This window comes from Kitasatospora acidiphila, assembly GCF_006636205.1.
GTDB classification, from domain to species: domain Bacteria; phylum Actinomycetota; class Actinomycetes; order Streptomycetales; family Streptomycetaceae; genus Kitasatospora; species Kitasatospora acidiphila.
Genome location: NZ_VIGB01000003.1, coordinates 7,595,242 through 7,607,629 on the forward strand (window position 1 = coordinate 7,595,242; position 12,388 = coordinate 7,607,629).

The 12,388-nt window shown below is 72.4% G+C and carries 11 protein-coding genes; 8 read left to right on the forward strand and 3 right to left on the reverse strand.

The window, feature by feature from the left end:
• Window positions 1-308 precede the first annotated feature (308 nt).
• The 3 genes from E6W39_RS35830 to E6W39_RS35840 all read left to right on the forward strand — a co-directional run bounded on the left by E6W39_RS35830 (window position 309) and on the right by E6W39_RS35840 (window position 4,530).
• The gene (locus E6W39_RS35830) at window positions 309-3,062 is read left to right on the forward strand and encodes a non-ribosomal peptide synthetase (RefSeq protein WP_141636999.1); all 2,754 of its coding nucleotides are present in this window, start codon (window positions 309-311) and stop codon (window positions 3,060-3,062) included.
• 50 nt (window positions 3,063-3,112) lie between these two features.
• A complete protein-coding gene (locus tag E6W39_RS35835) occupies window positions 3,113-4,051 on the forward strand; it encodes an NAD-dependent epimerase/dehydratase family protein (RefSeq protein ID WP_141637000.1) in 939 nt (312 codons plus the stop codon).
• A 77-nt stretch (window positions 4,052-4,128) separates the two neighbouring features.
• Window positions 4,129-4,530 carry a nuclear transport factor 2 family protein gene (locus E6W39_RS35840; protein ID WP_141637001.1) on the forward strand — a complete coding sequence of 134 codons (402 nt, stop codon included), beginning with the start codon at window positions 4,129-4,131 and terminating at the stop codon, window positions 4,528-4,530.
• A 45-nt stretch (window positions 4,531-4,575) separates the two neighbouring features.
• Here E6W39_RS35840 and E6W39_RS35845 read toward each other — a convergent pair whose 3' ends face one another.
• Window positions 4,576-4,977, reverse strand: coding sequence for a winged helix-turn-helix transcriptional regulator (locus tag E6W39_RS35845; protein WP_141637002.1), 402 nt, complete (start codon window positions 4,975-4,977; stop codon window positions 4,576-4,578).
• A 93-nt stretch (window positions 4,978-5,070) separates the two neighbouring features.
• Between E6W39_RS35845 and E6W39_RS35850 the strand changes: the two genes are divergently transcribed.
• The 3 genes from E6W39_RS35850 to E6W39_RS35860 all read left to right on the forward strand — a co-directional run bounded on the left by E6W39_RS35850 (window position 5,071) and on the right by E6W39_RS35860 (window position 7,121).
• Window positions 5,071-5,544: a luciferase domain-containing protein gene (locus tag E6W39_RS35850; RefSeq protein WP_141637003.1), complete on the forward strand. Its 474-nt coding sequence runs from the start codon at window positions 5,071-5,073 to the stop codon at window positions 5,542-5,544.
• Between the two features lie 121 nt (window positions 5,545-5,665).
• A complete protein-coding gene (locus E6W39_RS35855; protein WP_141637004.1) occupies window positions 5,666-6,652 on the forward strand; it encodes a methyltransferase in 987 nt (328 codons plus the stop codon).
• A gap of 118 nt (window positions 6,653-6,770) precedes the next feature.
• Window positions 6,771-7,121, forward strand: coding sequence for a DoxX family protein (locus tag E6W39_RS35860; RefSeq protein ID WP_141637005.1), 351 nt, complete (start codon window positions 6,771-6,773; stop codon window positions 7,119-7,121).
• A 36-nt stretch (window positions 7,122-7,157) separates the two neighbouring features.
• Here the strand turns inward: E6W39_RS35860 and E6W39_RS35865 are convergent, their stop codons facing one another.
• Window positions 7,158-7,916, reverse strand: coding sequence for an SDR family NAD(P)-dependent oxidoreductase (locus E6W39_RS35865; RefSeq protein ID WP_141637006.1), 759 nt, complete (start codon window positions 7,914-7,916; stop codon window positions 7,158-7,160).
• Window positions 7,917-8,042: 126 nt separating this feature from the next.
• Here E6W39_RS35865 and E6W39_RS35870 point away from each other — a divergent pair, with 126 nt between their 5' ends.
• Together E6W39_RS35870 and E6W39_RS35875 are read left to right on the forward strand one after the other, a co-directional pair.
• Window positions 8,043-8,792, forward strand: coding sequence for an ABC transporter ATP-binding protein (locus E6W39_RS35870; RefSeq protein ID WP_141637007.1), 750 nt, complete (start codon window positions 8,043-8,045; stop codon window positions 8,790-8,792).
• A complete protein-coding gene (locus E6W39_RS35875) occupies window positions 8,789-10,741 on the forward strand; it encodes an FtsX-like permease family protein (protein WP_141637008.1) in 1,953 nt (650 codons plus the stop codon). Before E6W39_RS35870 ends, E6W39_RS35875 begins: the two co-directional genes overlap by 4 nt.
• Before the next feature lie 12 nt (window positions 10,742-10,753).
• Here the strand turns inward: E6W39_RS35875 and E6W39_RS35880 are convergent, their stop codons facing one another.
• Window positions 10,754-12,163: a phytoene desaturase family protein gene (locus E6W39_RS35880; RefSeq protein ID WP_141637009.1), complete on the reverse strand. Its 1,410-nt coding sequence runs from the start codon at window positions 12,161-12,163 to the stop codon at window positions 10,754-10,756.
• Window positions 12,164-12,388 lie beyond the last annotated feature (225 nt).

Consider the following 12,388-nt stretch of genomic DNA (forward strand, 5'->3'; position numbering starts at 1 on the left):
CAGCGCTGTTTGACACGGCTCTGACGTGGCGTTGACGGAAATCTGATCCGACTGCGGCGATTTGAGAAACCTGACCCAGCCCTGAACCGGCGGCGCTTGCTCCGTGCCCCGGCCGCGATGAGGGTTGGAGCAGCGCCCGGTGCGAGCGACACCGCCCCCGGGATCACGCTCCCCAGCACAGCCCGACCACCGCGCAGCCACACCGAGACCACCGCCGGCCGAGCAGCCACGCCGCGCGGTGGGGATCCGGGCGCCCCGACCAGCCCGGTCCGTGCACCTCGTCGCGAACCAGAAGAGAGGGCAACGACATGTCCCTGGCCGCTTCCGCGCCCAGCAGCATCGCCCACCTGCTGCTGCGAGCCGCCGAGCAGCACCCCGAGTGCGGCCTGCACTATCCCGAGAACTCGGCGGCGGCGCGCGACCGGCCGCCGCAGACCTACCCCGAACTGCTCACCCGCGCCCGCACCGTGCTGGGAGGCCTGCGCCGACGCGGCCTGCGGCCGCAGGACAAGGTGGTCCTGCTGCTGGAGCAGCCCGAGGAGTTCCTGGCCGCGTTCTGGGCCTGTGTGCTCGGCGGCCTGGTCCCGGTGCCGATGGCCGCGCTCGGTGGGGACCCGGAGCGCTGGGCCGCCCAACTGCAGCACGTCAACACCCTGTTGGACGGGCCGCTGCTGGTCACCGACCGCAAGCTGAAGGCCGAACTGCCGCAGGTGGCGGGCCTGGTGGTGGCCGAGCTGGACGAACTCGCCGGCGCCGAGCCCGCCGTGGAGCTGCACGAGGCCGCGCCCGAGGACCCCGCGATGCTGGTGCTCACCTCCGGCTCCACCGGAAACTCCAAGGCCGTCATCCTGACCCACGCCAACCTGCTGGCCTCGATGGCCGGCAAGAACGGCTACCACCTACTGACCTGTGCCGACGTCTCGTTGAACTGGGTCTCGTTCGACCATGTGGCCGCGCTGCTGGAGTGCCACCTGCTGCCGCTGTACGCCGGCGCCGGCCAGGTGCATGTGAGGGCGGCCACCGTGCTCGGGGATCCGCTGGAGTTCCTGCGGCTCGTCTCGGCGCTCGGCGTCACCATGACCTTCACCCCCAACTTCCTGCTGGCGCTGCTCAATCCGCTCGCCGACCAGCTCACCGAGCGCGGGCCGGTGGACCTCTCCAGGCTGCGGCACATCATCAGCGGCGGCGAGGCCGTGGTGCGCACCACCGGTGAGACCTTCCTGGAGCGCTTCGCGGCCCACGGCTTGCGGCCCGGCGCGCTCTGGCCCGCCTTCGGCATGACCGAGACCTGTGCCGGCAGCATCTACTCCCGGGCTTTCCCAACCGCCGACCAGGGCCAGGAGTTCGCCAACCTGGGCCTGCCGGTCGTGGGCCTGAGGATCCGGGTGGCCGACCAGGACGACCGCGAGCTCGGGGAGGGCGAGACCGGCGAACTCCAGCTGGCCGGCGCCATGATCACGCCCGGCTACTACAACAACGAGATCGCCACCAAGGAGGCGTTCACCGCCGACGGCTGGTTCCGCAGTGGCGACCTGGGCCGGATCGACGAGGGCCGGCTCACCCTGGTCGGACGCAGCAAGGACAGCATCATCGTCAACGGCGTCAACTACTTCAGCCATGACATCGAAACCGTGCTGGGGCAGTTGGACGACGTCGCCGGCTCCTATGTGGCCGCCTTCCCGACCCGCGCGGCGGGCAGCGACACCGAGCAACTGGTGATCGCCTTCCACCCGAGGACTGCCGACGGCGACGAGACCGGCCGCTACCGGGCGCTCTCCGCGGTGCGCTCCGGCGTGGTGGCGCACTGGGGCTTCAGGCCCGCGCTGGTGCTGCCGCTGCCCGAGGACGCGTTCCCCAAGACCAGTCTCGGTAAGATCCAACGCTCGCTGATGCGCAAGCGGTTGGAGGCCGGCGCCTACGCCGAGGTGCTCGAGGCCACCGCGGAGCTGGTGCTGCGCCGGCTCGGCGGCTACCACGCACCCGAGGGCGAGACCGAACGGATCCTGGCCGAGATCTACGCCGAGATGTTCGAGCTGGCACCGGAGAAGGTCAGCGCCACCGCCAACTTCTTCGACCTGGGCGGGACTTCACTGGACATCCTGCGGCTGCGCAACCTGGTGGCCCGCCGGCTGGGCGCCGACGACCTGCAGATCATCACGGTGCTCACCGCGCCCACCGTGCGGGCGCTGGCCGCCCGGCTCGGCGAGGGGGAGGTGGCGCGCCCCTACGACCCGCTGGTGCCGATGCAGGAGTCGGGCGACAAGACGCCGCTGTTCTGCGTGCACCCGGGCGTCGGCGAGGTGCTGGTCTTCGTCAACCTCGCCAAGTACTTCGTCGGCGACCGCCCGTTCTACGCGCTGCGGGCCCGCGGCTTCAACCCGGGGGAGCGGCCGTTCGAGAGCTTCACGGAGATGGTCGACAGCTACGTGACGGCGATCCGGGCCAAGCAGCCGCACGGCCCCTACGCGGTGGCCGGCTACTCCTACGGCGCGGCGGTCGCCTTCGAGATCGCCAAGGTGCTGGAGAGCCGGGGTGAGCGGGTCGACTTCGTCGGCAGCTTCAACCTGCCGCCGCACATCAAGTACCGCATGGATGAACTGGACTTCGCGGAGACCGCCGCCAACCTGGCGTTCTTCCTGGCGCTGATCGACAAGCGGCAGTCCCTGGAGCTGCCCGGCGAACTGCGCCACCTCGCCAAGGAGAAGCAGGCGGCCCGCCTCCTGGAACTCGCACCGCCCGCCCGACTGGCCGAACTCGACCTCACCGTCGAGAAGTTCACCGCCTGGGCCGAGCTCGCCGACGGCCTCACCAACCTGGGGCGCGGCTACGCGCCCGGTGGGTCGGTGCGCGCGATGTCGGTCTTCTACGCGATCCCGCTGCGCGGCACCAAGGAGGACTGGCTGAACAACGAGTTGAGCCGCTGGCAGGAACACACCCGGGAGGGCGTCCGGTTCATCGACGTGCCCGGCGAGCACTACACGCTGATGGGCCCGCAGCACGTTGCGGCCTTCCAGTCCATCCTGCGTGCCGAGTTGGACCGCGCGCTCGGCGAGGGCGACTGACCGGCACCCGACTCCCCGACCCCCGACCGAAGTTCAAGGAGAGGCAGTACGTGGACGGCAAGAAGATCCTGGTCACCGGGGCCACCGGGCAGGTCGCCGGGCCGGTGGCGAAGGCACTGGCCGAGCACAACGAGGTGTGGGCACTGGGCCGGTTCGGCACCCCGGGCTCGGAGGCCGAGCTCAGCCGGCACGGCATCACCACCTTCCGGTGGGACATGGACGACACCGCACCCGGCAGCCTCAAGGGCCTGCCGAAGGACTTCACCCATGTGATCCACTCGGCCGTGCGGCGCGGCGAGGACGGCGACTTCAACACCGCCGTCGAGGTCAACACGGTCGCCGCCGGCCGGCTGATGACGCACTGCCGCACCGCCGAGGCGTTCCTCTACGTCTCCACCGGCGCCCTGTACGCGCGCCAGACCCTGGACCACGCCTACCGCGAGGACGACCCGGTGGACGGCGTCGCCGAGTGGCTGCCGGTCTATCCGGTGGCCAAGCTCGCCACCGAGGGTGCGGTGCGGGCCTTCGCCCGGACCCTCGGCCTGCCGACCGTCATCGCCCGGCTCAACATCGCCTACGGGCCCGGCGGTTACGGCGGTGTGCCGATGGTCTACTTCAAGCGGATGCTGGCCGGCGAGCCGATCCCGGTCCCGATCGAGGGGCAGAACTGGTGCTCGCTGCTCCACACCGACGACCTGATCGAGCAGGTCCCGCTGCTCTGGCAGGCCGCCGGGGTCCCGGCCGTGCTCACCAACTGGGGCGGCGACGAGCCGGTCGGCATCACCGACATGCTGCACCACCTGGAGGAGATCACCGGCGTCGAGGCCAAGCTGGTGCCGAGCGAAGTGACCCGGGAGACCTACCAGTTCGACCCCACGCTGCGCCGACGGCTGACCGGCCCGTGCAAGGTCGACTGGCGCGAGGGCATCCGGCGCACCGTCGAGCTGATGTACCCGAGCACCTCAAGCACTGAACGCCTCAAGCACTGAACGCCTCAAGCACTGAACGCCTCAAGCACTGAACGCCTCAAGCACTGAACAGCTCGGCATTGGAGGGAGATCACCTCATGCGCTACACCGACAACCTGGAACTGATCCGGGCCGCCTACCAGGCCTTCCACGATCGCGACGTGACGGCACTGCTCGGGACCATGGCCGAGGACATGGAGTGGGTCCACCCGGAGAGCATGAGCACATACGGCCTGGGCGGCACCAAGGTCGGGCACGACGGCGTGCGGGCCTTCTTGGCCAAGGTGCCCACGGTGCTGGGCGGGATGAAGCTGCACCCGACGGAGTTCGTGCAGTCCGGCGACCGCGTGGTGGTCTTCGGCGTGCGCGACGTCACCTCGCTCTCCGGGCACACCGAGGAGCTGGAGTTCGTCCACTCCTGGACGCTGCGCGACGGGTTGGCCGTGCGGATGGAGGACATCTTCGACACCGTCGCCTTCCAACGCGTGATCGAAAACTGACGGCACGTCATATCGCTTGACGTGCCGTCGACCACCCCGGTCGGCTCACTCGGAGTCGTAGCTGGCCCGCGCGACGCTGATGTACTCCCGGTGCTGCTCCGACCAGTTGATCAGCGAGCCCACCTCCTTGGAGAGGGTCTGGCCGACCGGGGTGAGGCCGTAGTCGACGCGTGGCGGGGTGGTGGGGGTGACGGTCCGGGTGACCAGCCCGTCCCGCTCCAGGCTGCGCAGGGTCAGCGTCAGCATCCGCTGCGAGATGCCGTCGATGGCGCGCCGCAGATCCGAGTAGCGGTGCGGGCCGTTGCCGAGGATCGCCATGATCAGCACGCTCCACTTGTCGCCCACCCGGTCGAGGACCTCGCGCAGTTGGCAGAGCGGCTGATCCGGTCCGACCTGGGAGGGAACAGCGATGTGCGTAGCGGAATTCGATGTGCTGTCTTCTGTCACGGCGGAAGCATCGCGCAGAATCAAACCGAGCACAAGAAGTAACCAGCGCAATGGAAGTGCGCTGCCTCGGTGCTGCCGACTAGGAGATCCCCCATGACTGTCGATCTGTCAGTTCTACCTGCCCGCAGTGGTGTTCGACCGGCGACCACCGGTCGGGAGATCCCCCATGACCAGCTGGAGGACTTCTCACCGCCCCGGATCCGTGCCCAGTTGGTCGCTAGGGCGCAGGCACTGCCAGGGGTGTTCACCACCGCGAGCCGGGTCTCCGAGCCGTCCTCGCTGGCCTTCCGGCTGCACCAGCAGCAGCGCGACTTCGAGGCCTTCCTGCATCCCTCGGTGGACGAGTTCGGACATGTGCACCCCTCCGGCTTCCTGCACCTGACCGTGCCCCGGGACGCGCTGGCCACGCTGGAGCGGCTGGGCTGGACCGAGCCGCACCCGATCACCCGGCGGGCGGAATTCCCGGACACCATCGTGATGTTCTACGCACCGCGCGACGAGGAGGAGTTGGAGGTCGCGGCCGCCGTGCTGCAGGCCTCCTACGAGCAGGCGATCCGGCAGCGGTAGGCGCCGGACCGACCGACCCGTCCGTCGGTCGCAGATCGGTCGAACACCCAGCTGAACTGAGAGGCTCACCTTGGGAACCCCAGCAGAATCCGCGCCGTCCACGCCCCTGCCGTTTGACCAGATGTTCGACATCGTGGCCAACTACTGGATTTCCCGGGCGGTTTACGCCGGCACCTCGCTCGGCCTGCCCGACCTGGTCGCCACCGGCCCGAAGACCGCCGCCGAACTCGCCGAACTCACCGGCAGCGACCCGCGATCGCTGTCCCGGCTGCTGCGCGCGCTGACCGGTGTCGGCCTGTTCCGCACCGACGAGCAGGGCCGCTACGCCACCACCCCGCTCGGCGACACCGTGCGCTCCGACGTGCCCGGTTCGCTGGGCTCCCTGGTGCAGCTGGAGCTCGGCGACGCCCACCACGCGGCCTGGGGGCGGCTGGTGGACTCCGTCCGCCTCGGCGAGCCGGGCTTCGACAAGGCGGTCGGCCGCGGCATCTGGCAGCACTTCGAGGCCACCCCGGAACTCAACGCCCACCTCGGCCGGGCGATGACCGGCGGGACCGCGATGGTGGCCGGTGCCGTGCTGGCCGCCTACGACTTCGCGCCGTTCGGCAGCATCGTCGACGTCGGCGGCGGCGAGGGCGCCTTCCTCGCCGCCATCCTGACCGCCCACCCGGGCGCTCGGGGGACCGTGCTCGACCTGCCGGACGCGGTCGCCAACGGCCGCCCCAAGGTCGAGGCGGCGGGCCTGGCGGACCGGCTGGAGCTGGTCGCCGGCAACTTCTTCGAGAAGGTCCCCGAGGGCGCCGACCTCTACATCATGAAGTGGGTGCTGCACGACTGGGACGACCAGTCGTGCATCGAGATCCTGAAGACCACCCGCAGGGCGATGCCCGAGGGCGCCAAGCTGCTGGTGGTCGACACGGTGGTGCCCGACGGCGACGACTTCTCACCCAGCAAGATCCTCGACCTCAACATGATGGTGCTCAGCGGCGGTCAGGAGCGCACCGCCGAGGAGTTCCGCACCCTGCTGGCGGCGGCCGGCTTCACCCTCACCCGGATCGTGCCGACCGCGTCGCCGAACAGCGTGGTCGAGGCCGTCCCGGTCCCCTGAACCGCCTGCCCCGCCTGCGGGCCCGCCACCTCCCGAACCGCCCGTCCCCGACCGCCGGCCCACTCCTCCCGAACCGTCCGCCCCCGGGCCGGCTGCCCAACACCCTGATGGAGAAACCGTGTTCATCGCATACATCGTCGTGGCGATCCTGCTCACCCTGGTCCTGGCCGGCTCCGGCCGCGGCAAGCTGGTCCGCGACCCGAAGATCATGGAGGGCATGACCAAGGTCGGCGTGCCGGAAAGCTGGCTGCCGCGGCTGGCCGCGCTGGAGTTCGCCGGGGCGATCGGGTTGATCGCCGGCATCTGGGTGCGCGCGCTGGGCGTCGCGGCCGCGGTCGGCGTGGTGCTGTACTTCATCGGGGCGGTGGCCACCCACCTGCGCGCCAAGGACGGCAAGGGGGCTCCGGTCCCGGGTGCGCTGGCACTGCTGGCCGTGGCCGCCACCGTCCTCGGCCTCGCCACCCTCTGACAACGGCCGTGCGACGGCGGACGGTTGACCTGGAGCTCAGCGAGCCAGGTACCCGCCGTCCACCGGCAGCACCGTGCCGGTGATGAACGAGGCCGCATCAGAGGCCAGGAACGCGATCGCCCGCGCCACCTCCGCCGGCTCACCGAGCCGTCCGAGCGGATGGGCGCGGGCCATCTGGTCCAGGTACTCCGGCCCGCCCGGCTCGTCCTTGAGCGCCCGCACCCGCTCGGTGACGATGGTGCCGGGCGCCACCGCGTTCACCCGGATGCCGCGGTGCGCCCACTCGACGGCCAGGTGCATGGTCAGTCCGGAGGCGACGAACTTGGCCGGGCCGTAGGCGGCTTGGCGCGCCTGCCCGGCCAGCCCGGAGATCGACGAGAGGCAGACGATCGAGCCGCCGTTGGCCTGCATCACCTCGATCGCGTACTTGCAGGTGAGGAACATGCCCTTGCCGTCGACCGCCATCACCCGGTCCCACTCCTCCGGGCTGGTCTCCAGCACGTCGGACAGCGGGAGCACACCGGCGTTGGCCACCGCGACATCCAGCCGGCCGTTCCGCTCCACGGCCGTCGAAACCATCCGCCGGACATCGTGAGGCTCCGTCACATCGCCCACCACGCAGAGCACATCGTGGTGATCGGCGGCAAGATGGGCCAGCCCCACCGCGTCCACATCGGCGGCGACCACCCGGGCCCCGAGCCGCGCCATCAAGGTGGCCGTCGCCCGCCCGATCCCGCTCGCCGCACCGGTCACCAGACAGGACTTGCCCGTCAGGTCCACCAGAGTCTCCGCCATACCGCCGACTCCTTCCGTGATGTCGCACCGTCGTCCCATGGTCGCCCATGGCGGTCTCAACGCCCCGGAGTCGGCGAAAAACGGCTGGTCAGTGCCGTGCCGTCCGTGGTAGGCATACCCCCCGTGATGATCTTGGGGGATGACGCCGTGCTCCGGTTGGAGCAGCTCCACCGCACCTATGGCACCGGCTCGGAGGCCGTCCGCGCACTGGACGGAGTGGACACCGTCTTCGCGCGCGGCACCTTCACCGCGGTGATGGGGCCCTCCGGCTCCGGGAAGAGCACGCTGCTGCAGTGCGCGGCCGGGCTGGACCGGCCGGACTCGGGGCGGGTGGTGCTGGACGGCGTCGACCTGGGCGGACTGACCGAGACCCAGCTGACGGTGCTCCGACGGGATCGGCTGGGCTTCGTGTTCCAGGCGTTCAACCTGATCGGGTCGCTGACCGCCGAGCAGAACGTGGGCCTGCCGCTGCGGCTGGCGGGCCGCCGACCGGACGGGTCCGCGGTGCGGGCCGCCCTGGAGCAGGTCGGCCTGGGGCACCGCACCGGCCATCTGCCCGCGCAGCTCTCCGGCGGCCAGCAGCAGCGGGTGGCGATCGCCCGGGCTCTGATCACCCGGCCCAAGGTGCTCTTCGCCGACGAGCCCACCGGTGCGCTGGACAGCTCCAGCAGCCGCGACGTGCTGGCACTGCTGCGCTCTCTGGTCGACCGGGAGGGCCAGAGCACCGTGATGGTCACCCACGACCCGGTGGCCGCCGCCCACGCCGACCGGGTGCTCTTCCTGGCCGACGGGCGGATCGTCGGCGACCTGGCCGCGCCGAGTGCCCAGCAGATCGCCGAGCTGATGACCTCGCTGGAAGCGGAGCCCACGGCGTGACCGACCTGCTCACCCTGCTGCCGGTGGCCACCGCCGCGCTGCGCCGCCGCAAGGCCGCGTTCGCCGGTTCGTACCTGGCCCTCACCCTCGGCGTCACGCTGATCGCCACCACCGGAGTGCTGCTCAGCAACACTGCGGGCGACGACTCGCCGCTCGGCGCGCCCTCGCTGCACAAGGTGCTCACCTTCAGCGCGGGCATGGCCGCCTTCGTCGCGGTCTTCGTGGTGGCCTCCACCTTCGCCTTCGCGGTCGCCCAGCGCCGCCAGGAGACCGCGCTGCTGCGGGCCGTCGGGGCGACGCCGCGTCAGGTCCGGCTGCTGGTGCTGGGAGAGGCCGCCGTGGTCGCCCTGGCCGCCGCGGTCTCCGGCTGCCTGCTGTCGCTGCCCGCGGCGCCGGCGCTGGCCGCCTGGCTGGTGGACCTGGGCGCCGCGCCCGCCGGTTTCACGGCCCGGCCGGCCGTGGCGCCGATGCTGCTGGCGGCGGCCGTCGGGCTGCTGGTCGCCCTGGCCGGGGCGTTCGCCGCGGCCGTGCGAGCCGGTGGTGTGCGGCCGGTCGCGGCGCTCGGCGAGGCGGCCGTCGACCGCGGCGGGATGACCCCGGTGCGGTGGGTGTGCGCCGGACTGCAGGCCCTCGGCCTGGTCGGCACGGTCGGGTACTACCTGCTGGCTCCGTCACTGCCCCCGGCACCCGGCGGCGGCGACCAGGTCGGCGACCCGCAGTTCGCCACCCAGTGGGTGATGGCCGCCGACCTGATGGCGATCGTCACGCTCAGCCTGGTCGCCCCGCTGCTGGTGCCGCACCTGGTGCGGCTGTTCACGGTGCCGCTGCGCTGGACGGTCGGCGCGCCGGCGCTGCTGGCCCGGCAGAACGCGCTGACCGCCGTGCGCCGCACGGTCTCCACCGCGACCCCGGCGTTCCTGGTGGTCGCCCTGCTGGGCACCGCGCTCGGCTCGACCGCCGCCTTCGCCGACGCCATGACCGCCCAGACACGGGCCGCGACGGCCGCCCGCTATGTGCTGCGCCCGGGGGCCGCTCCGCTGCCCGCCGACGCCGCCAACCGGCTCGCTGCCGCGCAGCCCGGCCTGCGGGCCACCGCGACCGTCTCGACGGTGATCACCGGGCTCGGCGCCGACGCCGCGGCATTCGCGGACCGCTCGGAGGACTCGGAGGCCACGGTGCCCTCGGCGGCCACCGTGGTCGACGGGCCGCTGCCGGACGCGCTCGCGCTGCCCGCCGTCCAGGGCTCGGCCACCGACCTGCACGGCGCCACGCTGGCCGCCTCCACCGACCAAGTGCGGGGACACGGCTGGCACTTGGGCGATCAGGTCAACCTGCGGCTGGCCGACGACACGGTGGTGTCGCTGAAGCTGGTGCTGGTGTTCCGCACCCAGCTGTCACTGGACGAGGTGCTGCTGGCCGGCGATGGCGTCGCCGGGCACCTGGGTGCCGCCCACCCGGGCGCGGTCTACCTGAGCGGGCGGCCCGCGGATCTGCTGCGCGGCTTGCTGACGGATGCCCGGCAGCCCGGCCCGGATCCCGGCGCGCACTACGCCTGGATCGCGACCAGCACCATCCTGGGCCCGGCCCTGCTCTACGCGCTGATCGCGATCGTCAACACCATGGTGATGTCGGCCGCCGACCGGCGCCGCGACTTCACCACGCTGCGGCTGGCCGGCGGGCTGCGCCGCCAGGTGGTGGCGATGGTCGCCGTGGAGGCCGTGCTGGTGGTGGCCACGGCGGCGGTGCTGGCGCTGGCGGTCACGGTGGTGACGCAGCTGGGCACCATCGCGCTACTGAACCACCGGATCCTGGCCGGGCAGACGAGCGTGGCCCTGCGGCTGCCCTGGGGTCCACTGGCCGCCGGCGTGGCGGCCTGCCTGGTGCTGGCGGTGCCGGCCGGTGTGGTGCCGGCGTGGCTGGCGGTGGGGCGGCGGGCGGACCGCGGTTGACCGGGGGCGCGGTCATAGCCGCGCCAGCGCGGATCGGGCGGCGTGGTGGCCGCACATGCCGTGGGCTCCCGGGCCTGGTGGGGTGGCCGCCGAGCAGAGGTAGTGGCCGGGTAGGCCGGTGGCATACGGGTCGACGCCCACGCGGGGCCCGAAGAGCAGCTGCCGCGGGTTCTTGGCGCCGGTGAGGATGTCGCCGCCCACGTAGTTCGGGTTGTCGGTGGGGAAGGCGGTGGTGGGGCGTACCGCGGTGCCGAGCACGCGCTCCCGGAAGCCGGGGGCGAACCGCTCGATCTGCGCGATGATCGCCGCCGTGGCGTCGCCGGTGTAGCCGTGCGGGACATGGGCGTACGTCCAGACCGGATGGACGTCGCCCACCGAGCGCCCCGGGTCGGCCAGATACTGCTGGCCGACCAGCACGAACGGCCGTTCGGGCATCCGGTCGACGCTGATCTCCCGTTCGGTGGCGGCCAGTTCGGCGAAATCGCCGCCCAGGTGGACCGTGCCCGCCCGTCGTGCGGCCGGTGCCGTCCAGGGGACGCCGCCCTCGACCGCGAAATCGACCTTGAAGGCGCCCGGCCCGTGCCGGAAGCGCTGGTACGCCCTGGCCGTCCGCCGGGGCAGCCGGTCGCCCAGGAGCTCGGCCACCGCGCCCGGCGCCAGGTCGTACATGGTGACGGCCACGGGCGGCAGGGCCGCGGCGGAGCGCACCCGGACGCCGGTCTCGACGGTGCCGCCGAGCTCCGCGAGGACGGCCGCGAGCGCCCGGGTGATGGCCTGCGAGCCGCCCGCCGCGACGGCCCAGCCGTGCCGGTGCCCGGCGGTCAGGATGCCGAGGCCGATGCTCGCGCTCAGCGGGTGGTGCAGCGGCTGGAATGCATGGGCGGCGACACCGCCGAACAGCGCCCGGGCCTCGGCCGTGCGGAACAGCCGGGCCGGCACGGTGGCCGGGAGCAGCGCGGGCAGCCCGAACCGGCCGAGCCGCAGCGGGTGGCGGGGGAGCCGCAGCAGCGGGCCCATGACGTCGCCGGCCAGCTGGTCCCAGCCCGCGGCGGGGCCCGCGAACAGTCGCCGCCAGCGCGCCCCGTCCGCGCCCAGCCCGGCCGCGGTGGCGGTGACCGAGCGGTACAGCACCCCGGCCGTGCCGCCGTCCAGCGGATGGGCGCAGTCGACCTCCGGGAGCCGCCACTCCAGGCCGTGGCGGTCAAGGCCCAGACCGCGCAGGAACGGTGAGCCGACGGCCATCGGATGGACGGCGGAGCAGTGGTCGTGCAGCAGGCCGGGCAGGATCCCCTCGCCGCTGCGGGTGCCGCCGCCGATCTCCGCAGCGGCCTCCAGCACGGTAACCCGCAGGCCCTGCTGGGCCAGGGTGACCGCGGCGGCCAGCCCGTTCGGGCCGGCGCCCACCACGATCGCGTCAGTCATGGGTGGCCAGCCCTCCTCCCACACACCGGTGGTCACTTCCACGGTACGGAAGCGCCGGGCGGGCTGCCGCGCCAGGTCGGTGGGGGACCACCGTGGATGCCGCCTCGCTGCGGGGCCGGCCGCGCACGAGGAGCGGCTGATCCGGGGCCCGGCCGAGCCGCTCGCCGGGTCGCGCGCCCGCCTCGGCCGGCTCGCCCGGCTCGGCCGCCAGGGTGGCTTGGTCGG

What these genes read in the sequence shown, in the direction of transcription:
- E6W39_RS35830 (WP_141636999.1), top strand. Translation starts at nt 309, where the DNA reads ATGTCCCTGGCCGCTTCCGCGCCCAGCAGCATCGCCCACCTGCTGCTG.
- E6W39_RS35840 (WP_141637001.1), top strand. Translation starts at nt 4,129, where the DNA reads ATGCGCTACACCGACAACCTGGAACTGATCCGGGCCGCCTACCAGGCC.
- E6W39_RS35850 (WP_141637003.1), top strand. Translation starts at nt 5,071, where the DNA reads ATGACTGTCGATCTGTCAGTTCTACCTGCCCGCAGTGGTGTTCGACCG.
- E6W39_RS35855 (WP_141637004.1), top strand. Translation starts at nt 5,666, where the DNA reads ATGTTCGACATCGTGGCCAACTACTGGATTTCCCGGGCGGTTTACGCC.
- E6W39_RS35865 (WP_141637006.1), bottom strand. Translation starts at nt 7,916, where the DNA reads ATGGCGGAGACTCTGGTGGACCTGACGGGCAAGTCCTGTCTGGTGACC.
- E6W39_RS35870 (WP_141637007.1), top strand. Translation starts at nt 8,043, where the DNA reads ATGATCTTGGGGGATGACGCCGTGCTCCGGTTGGAGCAGCTCCACCGC.
- E6W39_RS35880 (WP_141637009.1), bottom strand. Translation starts at nt 12,163, where the DNA reads ATGACTGACGCGATCGTGGTGGGCGCCGGCCCGAACGGGCTGGCCGCC.